Below are 15,924 nucleotides of genomic sequence, written 5' to 3' on the forward strand. Positions count from 1 at the left end.
CACGAACGCCGGGCAGTGCCCGGCGTTCGTTGGGACCGTGTCGCGCGTCGCGCGACGCGTACACCAGGTCAGTCGTCGCCCTCGATCAGCGCGGCGTAGTCGTCGGGCGAAAGCAGGTCGTCGACCTGGTCGGGCTCGCTTGCCTCGATGACGAACAGCCAGCCTTCGCCGAAGGCGTCTTCGTTGATCGTCTCTGGTGCATCGGCCAGCGCCGCGTTGACCTCGGTGATCGTGCCCGACACCGGTGCGTAGATGTCCGAGGCCGCCTTGACCGACTCGAGCACGGCGCAGCCGGTGCCAGCCTGGACGCTGTCGCCAACGCCGGGCAGGTCTACGTAGACCAGGTCGCCAAGGAGGCCCTGGGCATGGTCGGAGATGCCGACAGTGACCTTGCCGTCACCTTCGACGCGGGCCCATTCGTGGGACTTCATGAACTTCAGATCGCCGGGGATATCACTCATTGCTGGTACTCCGGAAACAGCGTGGCTGGGGTGGCGGCTAGTGTAGCGAAGCGCCGGGGGTGGGAATCAAATGCCCTCGCGGGCCTTGCCGTCACGGACGAAGGGGTAGTCGACCACGCGCACGGGGATCTCGCGACCGCGGATGTCGACGCGCACGTCACCCGCCTCGCCCGCCGGGATCCTGGCCAGGGCGATCGACTTGCCCAGCGTCGGGGCGAAGGTGCCGGACAGGATCTCGCCCTCGCCGCTCGCGGCAAGCACCTTCTGTCCGTGGCGCAGCACGCCCTTCTCGTCCATCACCAGGCCGATGACCTGGCGCGCGTCGCCACGGTCGCGCTGGGCCTCGAGTACGGCACGACCGTTGAAGTCGCGACCCTCGTCCAGCGCCACGGTCCAGCCCAGGCCGGCTTCGTACGGCGTGGCCGACTCGTCCATGTCCTGGCCGTACAGCGGCAGTCCGGCCTCCAGGCGCAGAGTGTCGCGCGAACCCAGGCCCGCGGGCCGCACGCCCGCGGCGACCAGCGCATCCCAGAACGCCACGGCATGCTCCTGCGGCAGCACGACCTCGAAGCCGTCCTCACCCGTGTACCCGGTGCGCGCGATGAACAGCGGTGCGCCATCGACCGAACGGACATCGCGACTGGCGAACTTGCCGAGCTTGCCAGCGGCAGCGCGGTCATCCCCGTGCACCAGGCCCAGCACCCTGTCCCGCGCCTGCGGACCCTGCACGGCGATGATGGCCAGGTCGTCGCGCACCCGGACTTCGACGCCGAAGGCTTCGGCCTGGGCGTTGATCCACGCCAAGTCCTTGTCGCGGGTGGCGGCGTTGACCACCAGGCGATGGAAGTCGTCGCCGAGGTGGTAGATGATCAGGTCGTCGATCACGCCGCCCTGCTCGTCGAGCATGCAGGTGTAGAGCGCCTTGCCCTGGACCTTGAGCTTGTCGACCGAGTTCGCGACCAGCTTGCGCAGGAAGTCGCGCACGCGCGCGCCGTGCAGGTCGACCACGGTCATGTGCGAGACGTCGAACATGCCCGCGTCGCGGCGCACCGCGTGGTGCTCCTCGATCTGCGAACCGTAGTTGAGCGGCATGTCCCAGCCGCCGAAGTCCACCATCTTCGCGCCGAGCGAACGATGGGAATCGTTGAGGATCGTCTTGCGGGTCATGGGCGGCTGGCTCCTGGGGGACGGTCCGCCATTATCGCCGACCCGGACCACCGGCGATCACGGGCCAGCGCGCGGAGCGGGCGGGTCGCGGATCCAGCGCGGGCCGGGGGCGCGGCTCAGTCGACGCTGCGAACCTCGAGCACCATGCCGTTGGCGGCGATGACCCGCACGCGCACCCCGGCTTCAAGCTCCGGACCGCTGACGTCCCAATACGAATCGTCCAGCTTCACCCGCCCGCGCCCGCCCTCGATCGCGCGGTCAAGCGCGACCACGCGCCCGACCAGCTGCTCGGCGCGCCGGTTGAGCAACGGCCGGTCGCTCGGCCGCTCGCGACCCCGGCCCCACTTCAGGTAGGCGAGCACGGCGACCACGCTCAGCGCCGCGAACAGCACGACCTGCGCCAGCAGCCCCAGGCCGGGCGACACCAGCACGACCAGCCATACGATCGCGGCGGCGATGCCCATCCACAGCAGGAAGGCGCCGGGAATGAAGGTTTCAGCGGCGATCAGGACCAGTGCGATCGCGGCCCATGCGGTGGTGTTCATGCTCCACGCCATGGCTCAGCCTTCCGGGCGCTGTGCAGCGTCGACGCGCCGGCGGGTCTCCACCTGCTGCTTGCCGAGCGCCTCCTTGCCAAGCTCGGCGATGCCGGCGATCGAGCCGATGATGCCGCTGGTTTCCATCGGCATCATCACGAACTTGGCGTTGGACGCCGTCGCCAGCTCCTTGAACGCTTCGACGTACTTCTGCGCGATGAAGTAGTTGATCGCCTGCACGTCGCCGGCGGCGATGGCCTGCGACACCAGTTCGGTCGCCTTCGCCTCCGCTTCCGCCAGGCGCTCGCGCGCTTCGGCCTCGCGGTACGCGGCTTCGCGCTCGCCCTCCGCTTCGAGGATCGCCGCCTGCTTCTCGCCCTCCGCGCGCAGGATCGCCGAGCTGCGATGACCCTCGGCCTCGAGGATCACCGCGCGGCGGTCGCGCTCGGCTTTCATCTGCCGGCCCATCGAATCGATCAGGTCGCGCGGCGGCTGGATGTCGCGGATCTCGATGCGCGTGACCTTGATGCCCCAGGGGCCGGTGGCCTGGTCGACGACGTTGAGCAGCTGCGCGTTGATGGTCTCGCGGTTGGACAGCGATTCGTCCAGGTCCATCGAGCCGATCACGGTGCGGATGTTGGTCTGCACCAGCGCGATCGTCGCGATCTCGAGGTTGGACACCTCGTAGGCGGCCTTGGCGGCGTCGAGCACCTGGAAGAACACCACGCCGTCCACCTTCACCACGGCGTTGTCCTTGGTGATCACGTCCTGCGAAGGCACGTCCAGCACCTGCTCCATGACGTTGACCTTGCGGCCCACCGCCTGCATCACCGGGATCAGCAGGTGCAGCCCTGGCGCCAGCGTGTGCGTGTATTTGCCGAAGCGCTCGACGGTCCACTCGAAGCCCTGCGGCACGATGCGCACCATCTTGAAGAAAAAGACGATGAATGCGACCACCAGCACGGCCGCGATGAAGGTTCCTCCGGACATTCCACGCACTCCCCAATCATTGGTCTGGAGTATAGACGCGGGGTGGGCGGCGACTGTGACCCGCGCTCGCGCCTGGAGGACGTCCGGAACGCGCGTCGGAATGTGCGCGCTGCGGGATCTACTTGGTCAGGATCAGCTTGTCGTTGCGCGTATGGCGCAGGCGATACAGCTCGCTGCCGTGGCGGATGAGCACCTCGCGCCGGCCATGCAGCAGCGCGATGCTGTCCACCTCGTCGTGATGGGCGCCCGGAACTTGCGGCGTCTCGCAGGAGGACGCATCGGTGTCGCTGTCGAAGCTGGACGGATGGGTACGGGAGGCGAGCATCGACTGCTCCTCAGCGAGGGAGCAGCCAATGCTAATGATTCTCATTTGCCTGTCAACAGGCGACTTCACCCGGCCGTGGCCGCTTCCGCACGGCGCCAGGCGCCCTCGTCCAGGCGCGACGCGAGATCCAGCGCTTCAAGGTTTTCCAGCAACTGCGCCACGCGGCTCGCGCCCAGGATCACCGTGGACACGTGCGGGTTGCGCAGGCACCAGGCGATGGCCAGCGCCGAAGGCCGCACGCCCAGCTCGGCGGCGAGCGCGGTGAAGCGCCGCGCACGCGCCAGGCGCTCCTCGCCGGCCTCGCCGACCACCAGGTCATGCAGCCAGGCGTCCTGCGCCAGCCGCGAGCCTTCGGGCACCCCGTGGTCGTACTTGCCGGTCAGCAGCCCCGAGGCCAGCGGCGACCACACCGTGGTGCCCATTCCGAGCTCGGCGTACAGCGGCGCGTACTCCAGCTCCACGCGCCGGCGGTGCAGCAGGTTGTACTGCGGCTGCTCCATGGTGGGCGGCTGCAGGTGGTTGGCGCGCGCTACCGCGTGCGCTTCGCGGACCAGCGCCGCCGGCCATTCCGACGTGCCCCAGTACATGACCTTGCCCTGGCGGACCAGCGCGTCCATCGCCGCCACCGTTTCCAGCACCGGCACGTCGGGATCGGGGCGATGGCAGAAGTACAGGTCGAGGTAGTCGACGCGCAGGCGCTTCAGCGCGCCGTGGCAGGCGTCGTGCACGTGCTTGCGCGACAGGCCCTTCTGCAACGGCCGCGGATCGGCGACCGAGCCGAACATCACCTTGCTCGACACCGCGAAGCCATCGCGCGGCAGGCGCAGGTCGACGATCACGTCGCCCATCACCCGCTCGGCCTCGCCGTGGGCATAGCCCTCGGCGTTGTCGAAGAAATTGATGCCGTGGTCCCAGGCGGCCGCCACCAGGTTGCGCGCTTCGCCGCGCGCGACACCCTTGCCGAACGTCGTCCAGGCGCCGAAAGACAGCGCCGACAGCGCCAGTCCGGAGGCGCCGAGCCTGCGGTATTCCATCGTCAACCACTCCTTCTGCGTGCCCGGGACGGCAGTCTACGCGCGCGCGCCGCGCTATCCTCGCCCTGCAGGCAAGGGGACACGGCACGATGCACGCCAACGAAGGCAGGTTCGGCGACATGCTGCGGCAGCTGATGGCGCCGCCCGACGAAGTCATGCGCGACCTGGCCGCGAGCGGCGAACGCCTGGTCGCGCGCATCCGGCTGCTGCTGACCGTGCTCGCACTGCCGCTGCCGCTGCTGGCCGCGGCGTCGGGAGCGGGCATGGGTCGGATCCTCTTCTACCTGGGCGCCGTGGTGCTGGCCAGCGCGGTATCGCTGCTGTGGCTGGTACTGGCGCGCCGGCCCCGTCCGTGGCTGCCGTTCGCGACCGGTGCATGGGACGTGACCCTGGTCACCGCGGTGCTCGTGGTGTTGGCAATCGGGGCGCCTGCGGCCGGACTCGACACCGTCGCCGCGTGGTCGTTCTACCTGATCGCGATCGGGCTCACCGCGCTGCGCGCCGACGGCCGCGTGTCCCTGTTCGCCGGCGCGCTTGCACTGGTCCAGTACGCGGCATTGGCAGCCGCCCTGTCCTCGCGCGCAACCACCGCCGGGGGTCTCGTGCCATCGGACCTGGACGGCGCCGGGGTGGGCACGCACCTGCTGCGCCTGCTGCTTGTGGTGGTCGCCACGGGCACCGCGGTCGCGATCGTGCGCCGCATGCAGTCGCTCGTGGAGCGGTCCGGCCATGACGGCCTCACCGGACTGCCGAACCGTTCGTGGCTGCTGCAGCGGATGCCGCACGTGTTCGCGACCGCGCGCAATTCGGGCGCCTCGCTGACCCTGGTGCTGCTCGACATCGACCGCTTCAAGCGCGTCAACGACGAGGCCGGCCCGCAGGCCGGCGACCGCGCCCTGCGCCACATCGCCTCGACCATGAGCGAGATGCTTGCCGACAACGAATCCCTGGCGCGGATCGGCGGACAGGAGTTCGTGATGGTGCTGCACTGCCCCGCGGGCAGCGCCTGGGAGCGCCTGGACCGCCTGCGCCGGACACTCGCCGAGCGCCCGTTCCTGCCCGAGCGCGGCCAGGACGCCTTCGCATTCACCTTCAGCGCGGGCCTTGCCGCGTGGCCGCAGGATGGCGCCAGCACGTCCGGCCTGCTCGGCTGCGCCGACCGCCGGCTCAAGTCCGCCAAGGCCCCCGGCGGCAACCGGATCGTCGCCCGCGATCCCTGAGTTCCTGTTGCCCGCCCCCCCGGCCTGCACTACGCTGCCCCGTCGCCGCGCGCCCGCGGCCGTAGCATGGGGATCGGGATCACGATGGAAGTGTTGACGCGGATTGGCTTCGGCCTGTTTGGCCTGGCCGTGCTCATCGGGATCACCTGGCTGTTCTCCAACAACAAGGGCCGCGTCGACTGGAAGCTGGTCGGCACCGGCGTGACCCTGCAGATCGCGTTCGCGGCCCTGGTGCTGCTGGTGCCCGGCGGGCGCGAGGTCTTCGACTGGCTGGGCCAGCTGTTCGTGCAGGTGCTGGCCTTCGTCAACGCGGGCTCCGAGTTCATCTTCGGCAGCCTGATGGACGTGCAGACCTACGGCTTCATCTTCGCCTTCCAGGTGCTGCCGACCATCATCTTCTTCGCCTCGCTGATGGCGGTGCTCTACCACCTGGGCGCGATGCAGTTCGTCGTCCGCGTGATGGCGCTGGCGATCACCAAGGTGATGCGCGTATCGGGCGCCGAAACCACCAGCGTCTGCGCCAGCGTGTTCATCGGCCAGACGGAAGCGCCGCTGACGGTGCGCCCCTACATCTCGCGCATGACCGAGTCCGAGCTGATCACGATGATGATCGGCGGCATGGCGCATATCGCCGGCGGCGTGCTCGCGGCCTACGTCGGCATGCTCGGCGCGGGCGATCCCGCGCAGCAGGCCTACTACGCCAAGCACCTGCTGGCGGCCTCGATCATGGCCGCGCCGGCGACGCTTGTGATCGCCAAGATCCTGATCCCCGAGACCGGCGAGCCGCTGACCCGCGGCACGGTGAAGATGGAGGTCGAGAAGACCACCAGCAACCTGATCGACGCCGCCGCGGCGGGCGCCGGCGACGGCCTGAAGCTCGCGCTCAACATCGGCGCGATGCTGCTGGCCTTCATCGCCCTGATCGCGATGATCAACGCGCCGCTGACCTGGCTGGGCGACGTGACCGGCCTGGCGGCCGCGATCGGCAAGCCGACCGACCTGTCCACCATCTTCGGTTACGTGCTGGCACCGGTGGCCTGGCTGATCGGCGTGCCCTGGACCGACGCCGGCACGGTCGGCTCGCTGATCGGACAGAAGGTGGTGATCAACGAATTCGTCGCCTACCTGCAGCTGGCGGACATCGTGAACGGCCGCGTGGAAGGCGTGAGCCTGGGCGACGAAGGCCGGCTGATCGCCACCTACGCGCTGTGCGGCTTCGCCAACTTCAGCTCGATCGCAATCCAGATCGGCGGCATCGGCGGGCTCGCGCCCGACCGCCGCCAGGACCTGGCGCGCTTCGGCCTGCGCGCGGTGCTTGGCGGCACCGTCGCCACGCTGATGACCGCGACCATCGCCGGCGTGCTGACCCACATCGGCGCCTGAGGCCAGCGATGTCCCGCGTCGTCGTCGCCGGGTCGTTCAACGTCGACCATGTCTGGCACTGCGCGGCCCTGCCGCGGCCGGGGGAGACGCTTGCCGGGGACTATTCCACCGGCCCCGGCGGCAAGGGTTTCAACCAGGCCGTCGCCGCGGCGCGGGCCGGGGCTGCCACCACCTTCATCTGCGCGCTGGGCGATGACGATGGCGGGCGCCTGGCCCGAAGCCTCGCGGCAACGCATGGCATCGACCTGCGCGCCGCGCACAGCGGGGCCGCGACCGGCACCGCTGGCATCTACGTCGGCGACGACGGCAGCAACAGCATCGTGATCGGCGCGGGCGCGAACGCAGCGCTGACGGCGGACTTCGTGGCCGTGCAGGGCACGGCCATCGCCGCCGCCGACGTGGTGCTCGCCCAGCTCGAGTCGCCGCCCGTTGCCGTCGTCGAAGCCCTGCGCCTGGCGCGCGCCAGCGGTGCACGCACGATGCTCAACCCGGCGCCGGCCAACGCCGGCTGCAGCCGCGAGCTGCTGGCGGTGGCCGAAGTGCTGACGCCCAATGAAACCGAATTCGCCGGCCTGCTCGCGCGTCACTGCGGCGGCGGCGTCGAGCCTGCCTCGCTCCCCACCATGGATGGCGGGCAGCTGCACCGGCTCTGCCGGACCCTGCTGCCACGCGGCAGCGTGGTGCTGACGCTGGGCGCCGCCGGCTGCTTCGTCTCGCATCGCGAGGACAGCACGCACGGCGACGGCGACACGCACTACCGCTGCCCTGCGGCGGCGGTGAAGGTGGTCGACACCACCGGTGCCGGCGACGCCTTCAACGGCGCGCTCGCGGCGTCCCTGGCGCTGGCCCCGGCGCGACCGTTCGCGGCGAACGTGCGCTTTGCGACGCGCTACGCGGCGCTGTCGACCGAGCGCCCCGGCGCGGCGGCCTCGATGCCGTCTGCGGACGAGGTGTCCGCGCGCTTCCCCGGCGGCTGAGCCACCACATCCGGGCTGCAGTCCCCGGCCATTGCCGCCACGCCGCCCGCGGCCATCCGGGTACGGGATCGGCGACAATGGGCACATGCGCATCGGCCTCCACGCGATCGTCCCGCACGTCGTCCTCGCGCCCATGGCCGGCGTGACGGACAAGCCGTTCCGGCTGCTTTGCAAGCGGCTGGGCGCGGGCCTGGCCATGTCGGAGATGACGACATCCGACCCCCGCTTCTGGAATACAGAGAAATCGCTCCGCCGCATGGACCACGCCGGCGAGCCCGATCCCGTGGGCGTGCAGATCGCCGGCACCGAACCTGCGCAGCTGGCCGACGCCGCCCGCCACAACGTCGACCATGGCGCCCAGCTCATCGACATCAACATGGGCTGCCCGGCGAAGAAGGTCTGCAACGCCTGGGCGGGATCCGCGCTGATGCGCGACGAGGCCCTGGTGGCGCGCATCCTGGCTGCGGTGGTCGGCGCCGTGGACGTGCCGGTGACGCTGAAGATCCGCACCGGCTGGGCGACCGGGCAGCGCAACGCGCTGGCGATCGCGCGCATCGCCGAGGACTGCGGCATCCAGGCGCTCGCCGTGCACGGCCGTACCCGCGACCAGCATTACACCGGCCGGGCGGAGTACGACACCATTGCCGAGGTCAAGTCGCGATTGCGGATTCCCGTGATCGCCAACGGCGACGTCGACTCGCCGGCGAAGGCGGCAGAGGTCCTGCGCCGCACCGGCGCCGACGCGGTGATGATCGGACGCGCCGCGCAGGGCCGGCCCTGGATCTTCCGCGAGGTCGCCCATTTCCTGGCCACCGGCGAACGGCTCCCGCCGCCGTCGCTCGCCGAGGTGCGCGACATCCTGCTCGGCCACCTCGAGGCGCTGCACGCGTTCTACGGCGAGCAGTCGGGCGTGCGCATCGCACGCAAGCACCTGGGCTGGTACGCGAAGGACCGCCCCGAGAACGCCGCCTTCCGCGCCGTGGTCAACCGCGCCGAAAGCGCGCGCGCGCAGCTCGACCTGACGCGCGCCTACTTCGACGCGCTGTCCGCGGGCGTCGCCCCGCCCTTGCTTTCGGCGGCCTGAGCCGGCCGACCGACAGCACCCCGGGCCAGGCCCGGGGTTCGTGACCGCCGTGCCACGGTCAGGCGACGACCCGGAACCGCTCCGCGTCGTCCATGTAGGCCTTGTCCGCGAACGGTGCCTCGTTGGACCCGAACGGCATCTGCGCGCGCAGCTTCCAGCTGGCGGGGATGTCCCACTCGCTGCGCACGGCGTCATCCACCACCGGGTTGTAGTGCTGCAGGCTGGCGCCGATGCCGGCCTCGGCCAGCGCCGTCCAGGTCGCGACCTGGGCGATGCCCGAGGACTGCTCCGACCAGACCGGGAAGTTGTCCGCGTACAGCGCGAACTGCTCCTGCAGGCCCTTCACCACGTCCTGGTCCTCGAAGAACAGGACGGTGCCGACCCCGGCCGCGAACGAGGCCAGCTTGGCCGCGGTGGCCTCGAACGCCTCGGCCGGCACCAGGGGGCGCAGCGCCTCGCCGGCCAGCGCCCAGAACTTTTCGCTCTGCGCGCCGAACAGGATCACCGCGCGCGAAGACTGGGAGTTGAACGAGGACGGGCTCAGCCGGATGGCTTCCTTGATCAGCGCTTCGATCTCGGCCTGCGACTGGCCGACCTTCCGGCCGAGGCTGTACTGGCTGCGGCGCTTGCGCAGGGACTGGATGACGGGGTTGTTCATGTGGCTCTCCGGGAGGGGTCAGAAGCGGATAGCCCATGGTAATTGGAAACAAATAGGCCTTATATCCACCTTAAAACCACTGATTGTTCTATACAAAGAACAACAGTCGGGACCAGGTACGGGATCGCAGTCCTCAGCAGGTCGTGGCGGGGCAGTCGCCCACCGGGCCCAGCTCCACGCCCGGGTCGAAGATCCGCGCCCAGACCATCGGCAGGCGGCCGCGCACGTCGCCCCAGTCGAAGGACAACTGCGTGGGCGGGACGGCCCGCCACTGCCCGTCCGCGAACTCGGCGACCACGAAGCTGAAGCTGTAGTCCGGCTCGCTGCCCATCCGCAGGTCGGACAGCACCAGTCCGCCGTCAACCTCGGCGGCGCGCATGAAACCGTGGTTGAACCAGGCCAGGCGCGCGACGGCGGGAACGCCGGCCGCCGCCTCCAGCGCCGCGACATCGGAGGCATGGTGCCGGAACCGCATCGTCCCCGGGTCGTCCGCGAGCGAGCGCAGGCCTTCGACGTAGCCGTCCGGCGTCATCGCCACGACCCGCCACAGCAGGGTGTTGAATGGCATCGGCACGGAGAAGCGCGGTGCCTCGTCCAGGCCCATGGCGGCCAGCGCCCGCCCGGCCTCGCGCTCGACCATGCCCTTCGCCAGCAGCGACCAGCCCAGATAGGCGCTGCTCAGCGCCAGCCCCGCGGCGAGCGCATGCCGGGCGGCCGCGCGGTCGCGCAGCAGGAACGCCGCGATGCAGGCCAGCAGGAGCCACGCCGTGTACAGCGGGTCGATGATGAAGATGCTGGACCACATCACCGGTGGCAGCGGCAGCGGCCAGAGCAGCTGGGTGCCGTAGACGGTAAAGGCGTCGAGCAGCGGATGCGTCAACAGCGCCAGCTGGATCGCCCAGAACCACGGCCGCGGCGCCTCCGCCACGCGCCCGCCGCGACCGCGGAAGAACGCCCAGACCAGCCAGCCCAGCAGCGGCAGGACCAACAGCGAATGGCTGGCGCCGCGGTGCAGGGTCATCAGCGCCACCGGATCGTCGGTGAACAGTTTGATCGGCAGCGAGTCGAGGTCCGGCAGGGTGCCGAGCACCGCACCGGCAAGCAGGGCGGCACGGCGGTGCGCGGCCGGCGCGATGGCGGCGGCGACGGCGCCGCCGAGCACGATCTGGGTCAGTGAATCCATCCGCGAATGGTAGCCCGCCGCTTTTGCGCCGGAATCATGTGCGCGCCGGCACAATGCACGCGGGCCAGCGCCCGTGTATCATGCGCGCCCATCCTTTCATCCGCATCAAGGGATATAAGCCGCGATGACCAGCCCGTCCTTCCTGTTCACCTCCGAATCGGTCTCCGAAGGCCATCCCGACAAGATCGCCGACCAGATCTCGGACGCCGTCCTCGACGCCATCCTGAGCCAGGACAAGGGCGCGCGCGTCGCGTGCGAGACCATGGTCAAGACCGGCGTGGCGATCGTCGCCGGCGAGATCACCACCAGCGCGTGGATCGACCTCGAGGCGCTGACCCGCAAGGTGATCCTCGACATCGGCTATGACTCCTCGGACGTCGGCTTCGACGGCGCCACCTGCGGCGTGCTGAACCTGATCGGCAAGCAGAGCCCGCACATCGCCCAGGGCGTGGACCGCAAGAAGCCCGAGGAGATGGGCGCCGGCGACCAGGGCCTGATGTTCGGCTACGCCACCAACGAGACCTCCAGCTTCATGCCGGCCGCGATCCACCTGTCGCATCGCCTGGTCGAGCAGCAGGCCAAGGTGCGCAAGAAGAAGAAGTCGCCGCTGCCGTGGCTGCGTCCGGACGCCAAGAGCCAGGTCACGCTGCGCTACGAAGACGGCCAGGCGGTGGCGATCGACGCGGTGGTCCTGTCCACGCAGCATGCCCCCGGCGTGAGGCAGAAGGACCTGGTCGAAGCCGTGCGCGAAGAGATCCTTGGGCCGGTGCTGCCGGCCAAGTGGCTGCACAAGGGCACCAAGTACCACATCAACCCGACCGGCAAGTTCGAGATCGGCGGCCCGGTGGGCGACTGCGGCCTCACCGGCCGCAAGATCATCGTCGATACCTACGGCGGCTGGGCGCGCCACGGCGGCGGCGCGTTCTCGGGCAAGGATCCGTCGAAGGTCGACCGTTCGGCTGCCTACGCGGCGCGCTACGTGGCGAAGAACGTCGTTGCCGCCGGCCTCGCCGACCGCTGCGAGGTGCAGCTGAGCTACGCGATCGGCGTCGCCGAGCCGACCTCGATCTCGGTGACCACCTTCGGCACCGGCAAGGTCGGCGACGACCTGATCGAGAAGCTGATCCGCCGCCACTTCGACCTGCGCCCCTACGGCATCATCAGGATGCTGGACCTGGTGCATCCGATCTACCAGCGCACCGCGAGCTACGGCCACTTCGGCCGCAAGCCGCAGGACGTGAGCTACGTGGATGCCGCCGGCAAGACGCATACGGCCACGGCGTTCTCCTGGGAAAAGACAGACAAGGCCGACGAGCTGCGCAAGGCCGCGAAGCTCTGAGGACCGGGGGCTGCGGACCGCAGCCCCTGCCAACCCGCTGCTGCAGCATTTGCGGCAGCATATGCAGGAGCAGCTACAGCTGCGACCGGCCACAGGTCGCAGCTGTAGCTGCTCCTACAGGTTTACTTGCGCTCAGGCCGGCACGGACTCCGGTGAGTGCGCCTGCGCGCTGGCGACTTCGCGTTCGGCCTGGGTGAAGCCGTATTCGGGCACGACCTGGCCTGCAGGATCGGACACCGCCTCCCATTCGGCGATCAGGCGTTCCCCGGCATCGTCCCCGGCACCCATGTACCGGCCTTCGGTGAGCGTGACGTACGCACGCGCGAAATGCCCGCCGCCGGCGCAGACGATCGCGCGCGTCGGCGCGCCCTCCACCACCAGCGGCAGCAGCGCCGGACTCACCAGCGTCGGGTCCAGTGCCGCCAACTGCTCCTCCGGCAGGATCCCTTCCATCATCCGCGTGGCCGCCGTTGGCGCCAGGCAGTTGACCCGGATGTCGTATTTGGCGCCTTCGATGGCAAGCGTCTGCATCAGGCCGACCAGCGCCATCTTCGCCGCGCCATAGTTGGCCTGGCCGAAGTTGCCCCAGAGTCCCGACGACGAGGTGGTAATCACGATGCGGCCGTGACCCTGCGCGCGCATCGTTTCCCACACCGCCTTCGTGCAGATCGCCGCGCCCATCAGGTGCACGTCCACGACCTGGCGGAAGGCATCCAGCTCCATCTTGCCGAAGCTCTTGTCACGGAGGATGCCGGCGTTGTTGACCAGGATGTCGATGCGTCCCCACGTCCCGAGCGCGCGCGCGACCATCGCCGCGACCGCGGCTTCGTCGGTGACCGAACCGGCCGCGACAATGGCTTCGCCGCCGGCAGCGCGGATCTCCTCGGCCACGGCCTCGGCCTGTTCGACCCCGATATCGTTCACCACCACGCGCGCGCCCTTGCGCGCCAGGTAAAGGGCGTGCTGGCGGCCAAGTCCACCGCCCGCACCCGTGACAATTGCTACACGCCCGTTCAACGGCATGGCCGTCCTCCCGTCAGTTGGAAATGGATGCACGGAAACGCGCGACGGCTCAACCGGCCTCGTCGTCTTCCCGTCGTTTCGTTTACCTCGGCTCCGCGTCCTTGACGTGCTTTTCCAGCCACGCGTCCGTCTCGGCCAGCATGTGCAGGATCGATTCCCGCGCGCGGTAACCGTGCGACTCGTTGGGCAGCATCACCAGGCGCGCTGTGCCGCCGAGGCCCTTGATCGCCGCGTACATGCGTTCGCTCTGCATCGGGAAGGTGCCGGAGTTGTTGTCCTGTTCGCCGTGGATGATCAGCATTGGCTCGTTGATCCTGTCGGCATGGTCGAAGGGCGACATGGCGTCATAGACGTCGGTGGCCTGCCAGTAGTTGCGCTCTTCGGCCTGGAAGCCGAACGGCGTCAGCGAGCGGTTGTAAGCGCCGCTGCGCGCGATGCCGGTGCGGAACAGGTCCGAGTGCGCCAGCAGGTTGGCGGTCATGAACGCACCGTAGGAATGCCCGCCGATCGCGATGCGCTCCCGGTCGGCCACGCCACGCTCCACTACCGCGTCCACTGCGGCCTGCGCGCTCGCGACAAGCTGCTTCACGTAGCTGTCGTTGGGCTCGGCGTCGCCCTCGCCGATGATCGGCATGGTCGGGCCGTCGAGCACGGCGTAGCCGCGCGCCAGGTACGCCAGCGGCCCCCAGTAGCTGATGCGGTTGAAGCGATGCGGCGAGCCGCGCACCTGGCTCGCGGCATCGGCGGATTTGAACTCGCGCGGGTAGGCCCACATCAGCATCGGCAGCGGGCCGTCGCGCCCGGGCTCGTAGCCGGCGGGCAGGTACAGGTCGGCGGTCATCTCGACGCCGTCAGCGCGCGAATAGCGGATCTGCTCCTTGCTCACGCCGTGCAGCGCCGGCGTGGGATGCGGGAAGTCGGTCAGCGCGACCGGTTCGGCATCCGCGGCGGCGCCGAGCGTGCGCAGCAGGATGTTCGCGGGCTCGGTGGGAGACTCTCGGGTGGTGAGGATGCGCGACGCCTCCGCATCCAGCAGCGCGAACGGTGCCTCGTACCAGGGCGCCTCCGACTGGAACAGCCGCTCGGTCCCGCCACCGCCCAGGTCCTGCCGGTCGACGAAGGGCCGGTCGCCCTCGGGCGACGCGCCGTCGCCGATGCGGTAGATGGTTTCGCCACCGCCGGTCGTCAGCAGGCGCGCGAAGCCGCGATCATCCAGCTGCATCACCGGGGTGCCGGGATCCGCATAGCGGTCCTCGTAGGAGCCTTCGCGCAGCAGGACGGGCGCGGCGCCGGTGTCGGGCGCAAGCCGCCATTCGCGCGTCCGCCGCGTCTTCCGCCAGGATTCGGTCAGCAGCGCCAGCCCGCCATGGCCCCAGCGCACGCCGCCGTAGCGCATCGACAGGTCGGCGATCACATCGGGCTCGCCCTTGAAGGGCGCGGCGTGCGCGAGCACGCGGTCGCGCACCTCCACTTCGCGCGCGGGATCGCCGCCGTCCTGCGCTTCGGCCCAGACCAGGGTCGCCGGCGCGTCGGCGCGCCAGGCGATGCGGCGCACGCCGGTGGCCACGGCGTCATTGCCCGTGGGCAGGCCTTCCACCAGCGGCAGCGTGGCGACGGTGTGCAGCAGTTCGCCACCCATGTCGATCACGTCGATGCGCCGCGGGAACCGCGAATACGGCACCAGGTAGGAGAACGGGCGCTCCAGGCGCTGGCGCAGCAGGTGGCGGCCATCCGGTGACATCGATGCGCCCACGTAAAGCTCCGGGCCGCCGATCGGCTCGACCCGCCCGTCCAGCCCCAGCCGCACCAGCTGGCGCGTCATGTAATAGGCGAACAGCGCCTCGTCGTGCGGGTTGCCCAGCAGGTCCTGGTAGGTGCGCAGGCTCTGCACCTGGCCGCCGCCGTCGGTCTGCTGGATGTTCGGGCCGCGCGGAATGCCGTCGCTTTCCGGCGCCGCACCCTGCCCTTCGGGCCGCAGCAGCGCGATCAGCCCCGTGCTGTCGGGCAGCCAGTCGAAGCCGCTTCCGACCGCTGTGCCCAGCGGCTGCTCGATCAGCCGCCGCGCGCGTCCCGCGCCCACGTCGACCAGCCACAGCTCGACGCGCCCGGCGCGCTGGTCGACGTGGCTGAAGGCGATGTGGCGCTGGTCCGGCGACCACTGCATCGACGCCAGTGCCAGCGGCTGCGGCAGGCCCGCGATGCGGCGCTCGGCGCCGTCGTCCACGGACTGCAGCCAGAGGTCGTCGATGAAGCTGAAGGCGCTGGCCGACTGCGTGCGCGGGTGGATGCGCAGGCCGGCAAGCTTGAGTTCGGGCTGGGCAACGACATCGATGCCCGGAAGCGACGGCACCTGCATATAGGCGATCAGGTCGCGTTTGGGCGACAGCGCCAGGCGCGGGGCCTGCGGCGCATCGACGATCGCGCGCAGCGCGGGCGCCGGCAGGCGGTAGCCATTGGTGTCGCTGCTGGCGTCGCCGGCGCTTGCGGCGCCTGGAGCCGTGTCACGGGCCTGCGATGGCGCCGGCGCCATCGCCAGGCAGGCGA

Annotated in this window: 15 protein-coding genes; 5 read left to right on the forward strand and 10 right to left on the reverse strand. The window is 70.0% G+C overall.

The features are described 5' to 3' along the window. Positions 1–68: 68 nt before the first annotated feature. The 6 genes from gcvH to WCE39_RS02785 all read right to left on the reverse strand — a co-directional run bounded on the left by gcvH (position 69) and on the right by WCE39_RS02785 (position 4,513). Positions 69–461 (reverse strand): glycine cleavage system protein GcvH, encoded by a 393-nt coding sequence (gene gcvH, locus WCE39_RS02760; RefSeq protein WP_343275181.1) that lies wholly within the window; start codon positions 459–461, stop codon positions 69–71. 66 nt (positions 462–527) lie between these two features. Next, a complete protein-coding gene (gcvT, locus tag WCE39_RS02765; RefSeq protein WP_343275182.1) occupies positions 528–1,628 on the reverse strand; it encodes a glycine cleavage system aminomethyltransferase GcvT in 1,101 nt (366 codons plus the stop codon). A gap of 116 nt (positions 1,629–1,744) precedes the next feature. Next, complete coding sequence (locus tag WCE39_RS02770) at positions 1,745–2,185, reverse strand: NfeD family protein (protein ID WP_343275183.1); 441 nt, start codon at positions 2,183–2,185, stop codon at positions 1,745–1,747. 3 nt (positions 2,186–2,188) lie between these two features. After that, on the reverse strand, positions 2,189–3,154 hold the full coding sequence (locus tag WCE39_RS02775; RefSeq protein WP_343275184.1) for an SPFH domain-containing protein: 966 nt from the start codon (positions 3,152–3,154) through the stop codon (positions 2,189–2,191). Positions 3,155–3,272: 118 nt separating this feature from the next. Further along, the gene (locus WCE39_RS02780) at positions 3,273–3,479 is read right to left on the reverse strand and encodes a hemin uptake protein HemP (protein ID WP_343275185.1); all 207 of its coding nucleotides are present in this window, start codon (positions 3,477–3,479) and stop codon (positions 3,273–3,275) included. A 65-nt stretch (positions 3,480–3,544) separates the two neighbouring features. Further along, positions 3,545–4,513 carry an aldo/keto reductase gene (locus tag WCE39_RS02785; RefSeq protein ID WP_343275186.1) on the reverse strand — a complete coding sequence of 323 codons (969 nt, stop codon included), beginning with the start codon at positions 4,511–4,513 and terminating at the stop codon, positions 3,545–3,547. Between the two features lie 89 nt (positions 4,514–4,602). On the opposite strand from WCE39_RS02785, the gene WCE39_RS02790 reads away from it, so the two are divergent. The 4 genes from WCE39_RS02790 (at position 4,603) to dusB (ending at position 9,177) form a co-directional block, all read left to right on the forward strand. Next, complete coding sequence (locus WCE39_RS02790; protein ID WP_343275187.1) at positions 4,603–5,733, forward strand: GGDEF domain-containing protein; 1,131 nt, start codon at positions 4,603–4,605, stop codon at positions 5,731–5,733. Positions 5,734–5,817: 84 nt separating this feature from the next. Next, positions 5,818–7,116: a NupC/NupG family nucleoside CNT transporter gene (locus WCE39_RS02795; RefSeq protein WP_343275188.1), complete on the forward strand. Its 1,299-nt coding sequence runs from the start codon at positions 5,818–5,820 to the stop codon at positions 7,114–7,116. Positions 7,117–7,124: 8 nt separating this feature from the next. Continuing rightward, positions 7,125–8,093, forward strand: coding sequence for a ribokinase (locus WCE39_RS02800; RefSeq protein ID WP_343275189.1), 969 nt, complete (start codon positions 7,125–7,127; stop codon positions 8,091–8,093). A gap of 85 nt (positions 8,094–8,178) precedes the next feature. After that, complete coding sequence (gene dusB / locus WCE39_RS02805; protein ID WP_343275190.1) at positions 8,179–9,177, forward strand: tRNA dihydrouridine synthase DusB; 999 nt, start codon at positions 8,179–8,181, stop codon at positions 9,175–9,177. A 58-nt stretch (positions 9,178–9,235) separates the two neighbouring features. Here the strand turns inward: dusB and WCE39_RS02810 are convergent, their stop codons facing one another. Next, the gene (locus WCE39_RS02810) at positions 9,236–9,835 is read right to left on the reverse strand and encodes a nitroreductase family protein (protein ID WP_343275191.1); all 600 of its coding nucleotides are present in this window, start codon (positions 9,833–9,835) and stop codon (positions 9,236–9,238) included. A 133-nt stretch (positions 9,836–9,968) separates the two neighbouring features. After that, positions 9,969–11,018 (reverse strand): metal-dependent hydrolase, encoded by a 1,050-nt coding sequence (locus WCE39_RS02815; protein ID WP_343275192.1) that lies wholly within the window; start codon positions 11,016–11,018, stop codon positions 9,969–9,971. A 124-nt stretch (positions 11,019–11,142) separates the two neighbouring features. On the opposite strand from WCE39_RS02815, the gene metK reads away from it, so the two are divergent. After that, a complete protein-coding gene (gene metK / locus WCE39_RS02820) occupies positions 11,143–12,357 on the forward strand; it encodes a methionine adenosyltransferase (RefSeq protein WP_343275193.1) in 1,215 nt (404 codons plus the stop codon). A gap of 132 nt (positions 12,358–12,489) precedes the next feature. Here metK and WCE39_RS02825 read toward each other — a convergent pair whose 3' ends face one another. Next, on the reverse strand, positions 12,490–13,380 hold the full coding sequence (locus WCE39_RS02825) for an SDR family NAD(P)-dependent oxidoreductase (protein WP_343275194.1): 891 nt from the start codon (positions 13,378–13,380) through the stop codon (positions 12,490–12,492). An 82-nt stretch (positions 13,381–13,462) separates the two neighbouring features. Further along, on the reverse strand, positions 13,463–15,910 hold the full coding sequence (locus tag WCE39_RS02830) for a S9 family peptidase (RefSeq protein ID WP_452299553.1): 2,448 nt from the start codon (positions 15,908–15,910) through the stop codon (positions 13,463–13,465). Between the last annotated feature and the right edge of the window lie 14 nt (positions 15,911–15,924).

This window comes from Luteimonas yanweni (assembly GCF_039548475.1).
GTDB lineage: Bacteria > Pseudomonadota > Gammaproteobacteria > Xanthomonadales > Xanthomonadaceae > Luteimonas.

Excerpts from the sequence above, each read along its gene's own strand:
- gcvH (WP_343275181.1), bottom strand. The coding sequence starts at position 461 with ATGAGTGATATCCCCGGCGATCTGAAGTTCATGAAGTCCCACGAATGG.
- gcvT (WP_343275182.1), bottom strand. The coding sequence starts at position 1,628 with ATGACCCGCAAGACGATCCTCAACGATTCCCATCGTTCGCTCGGCGCG.
- WCE39_RS02770 (WP_343275183.1), bottom strand. The coding sequence starts at position 2,185 with ATGGCGTGGAGCATGAACACCACCGCATGGGCCGCGATCGCACTGGTC.
- WCE39_RS02775 (WP_343275184.1), bottom strand. The coding sequence starts at position 3,154 with ATGTCCGGAGGAACCTTCATCGCGGCCGTGCTGGTGGTCGCATTCATC.
- WCE39_RS02780 (WP_343275185.1), bottom strand. The coding sequence starts at position 3,479 with ATGCTCGCCTCCCGTACCCATCCGTCCAGCTTCGACAGCGACACCGAT.
- WCE39_RS02785 (WP_343275186.1), bottom strand. The coding sequence starts at position 4,513 with ATGGAATACCGCAGGCTCGGCGCCTCCGGACTGGCGCTGTCGGCGCTG.
- WCE39_RS02790 (WP_343275187.1), top strand. The coding sequence starts at position 4,603 with ATGCACGCCAACGAAGGCAGGTTCGGCGACATGCTGCGGCAGCTGATG.
- WCE39_RS02795 (WP_343275188.1), top strand. The coding sequence starts at position 5,818 with ATGGAAGTGTTGACGCGGATTGGCTTCGGCCTGTTTGGCCTGGCCGTG.
- WCE39_RS02800 (WP_343275189.1), top strand. The coding sequence starts at position 7,125 with ATGTCCCGCGTCGTCGTCGCCGGGTCGTTCAACGTCGACCATGTCTGG.
- dusB (WP_343275190.1), top strand. The coding sequence starts at position 8,179 with ATGCGCATCGGCCTCCACGCGATCGTCCCGCACGTCGTCCTCGCGCCC.
- WCE39_RS02810 (WP_343275191.1), bottom strand. The coding sequence starts at position 9,835 with ATGAACAACCCCGTCATCCAGTCCCTGCGCAAGCGCCGCAGCCAGTAC.
- WCE39_RS02815 (WP_343275192.1), bottom strand. The coding sequence starts at position 11,018 with ATGGATTCACTGACCCAGATCGTGCTCGGCGGCGCCGTCGCCGCCGCC.
- metK (WP_343275193.1), top strand. The coding sequence starts at position 11,143 with ATGACCAGCCCGTCCTTCCTGTTCACCTCCGAATCGGTCTCCGAAGGC.
- WCE39_RS02825 (WP_343275194.1), bottom strand. The coding sequence starts at position 13,380 with ATGCCGTTGAACGGGCGTGTAGCAATTGTCACGGGTGCGGGCGGTGGA.
- WCE39_RS02830 (WP_452299553.1), bottom strand. The coding sequence starts at position 15,910 with ATGGCGCCGGCGCCATCGCAGGCCCGTGACACGGCTCCAGGCGCCGCA.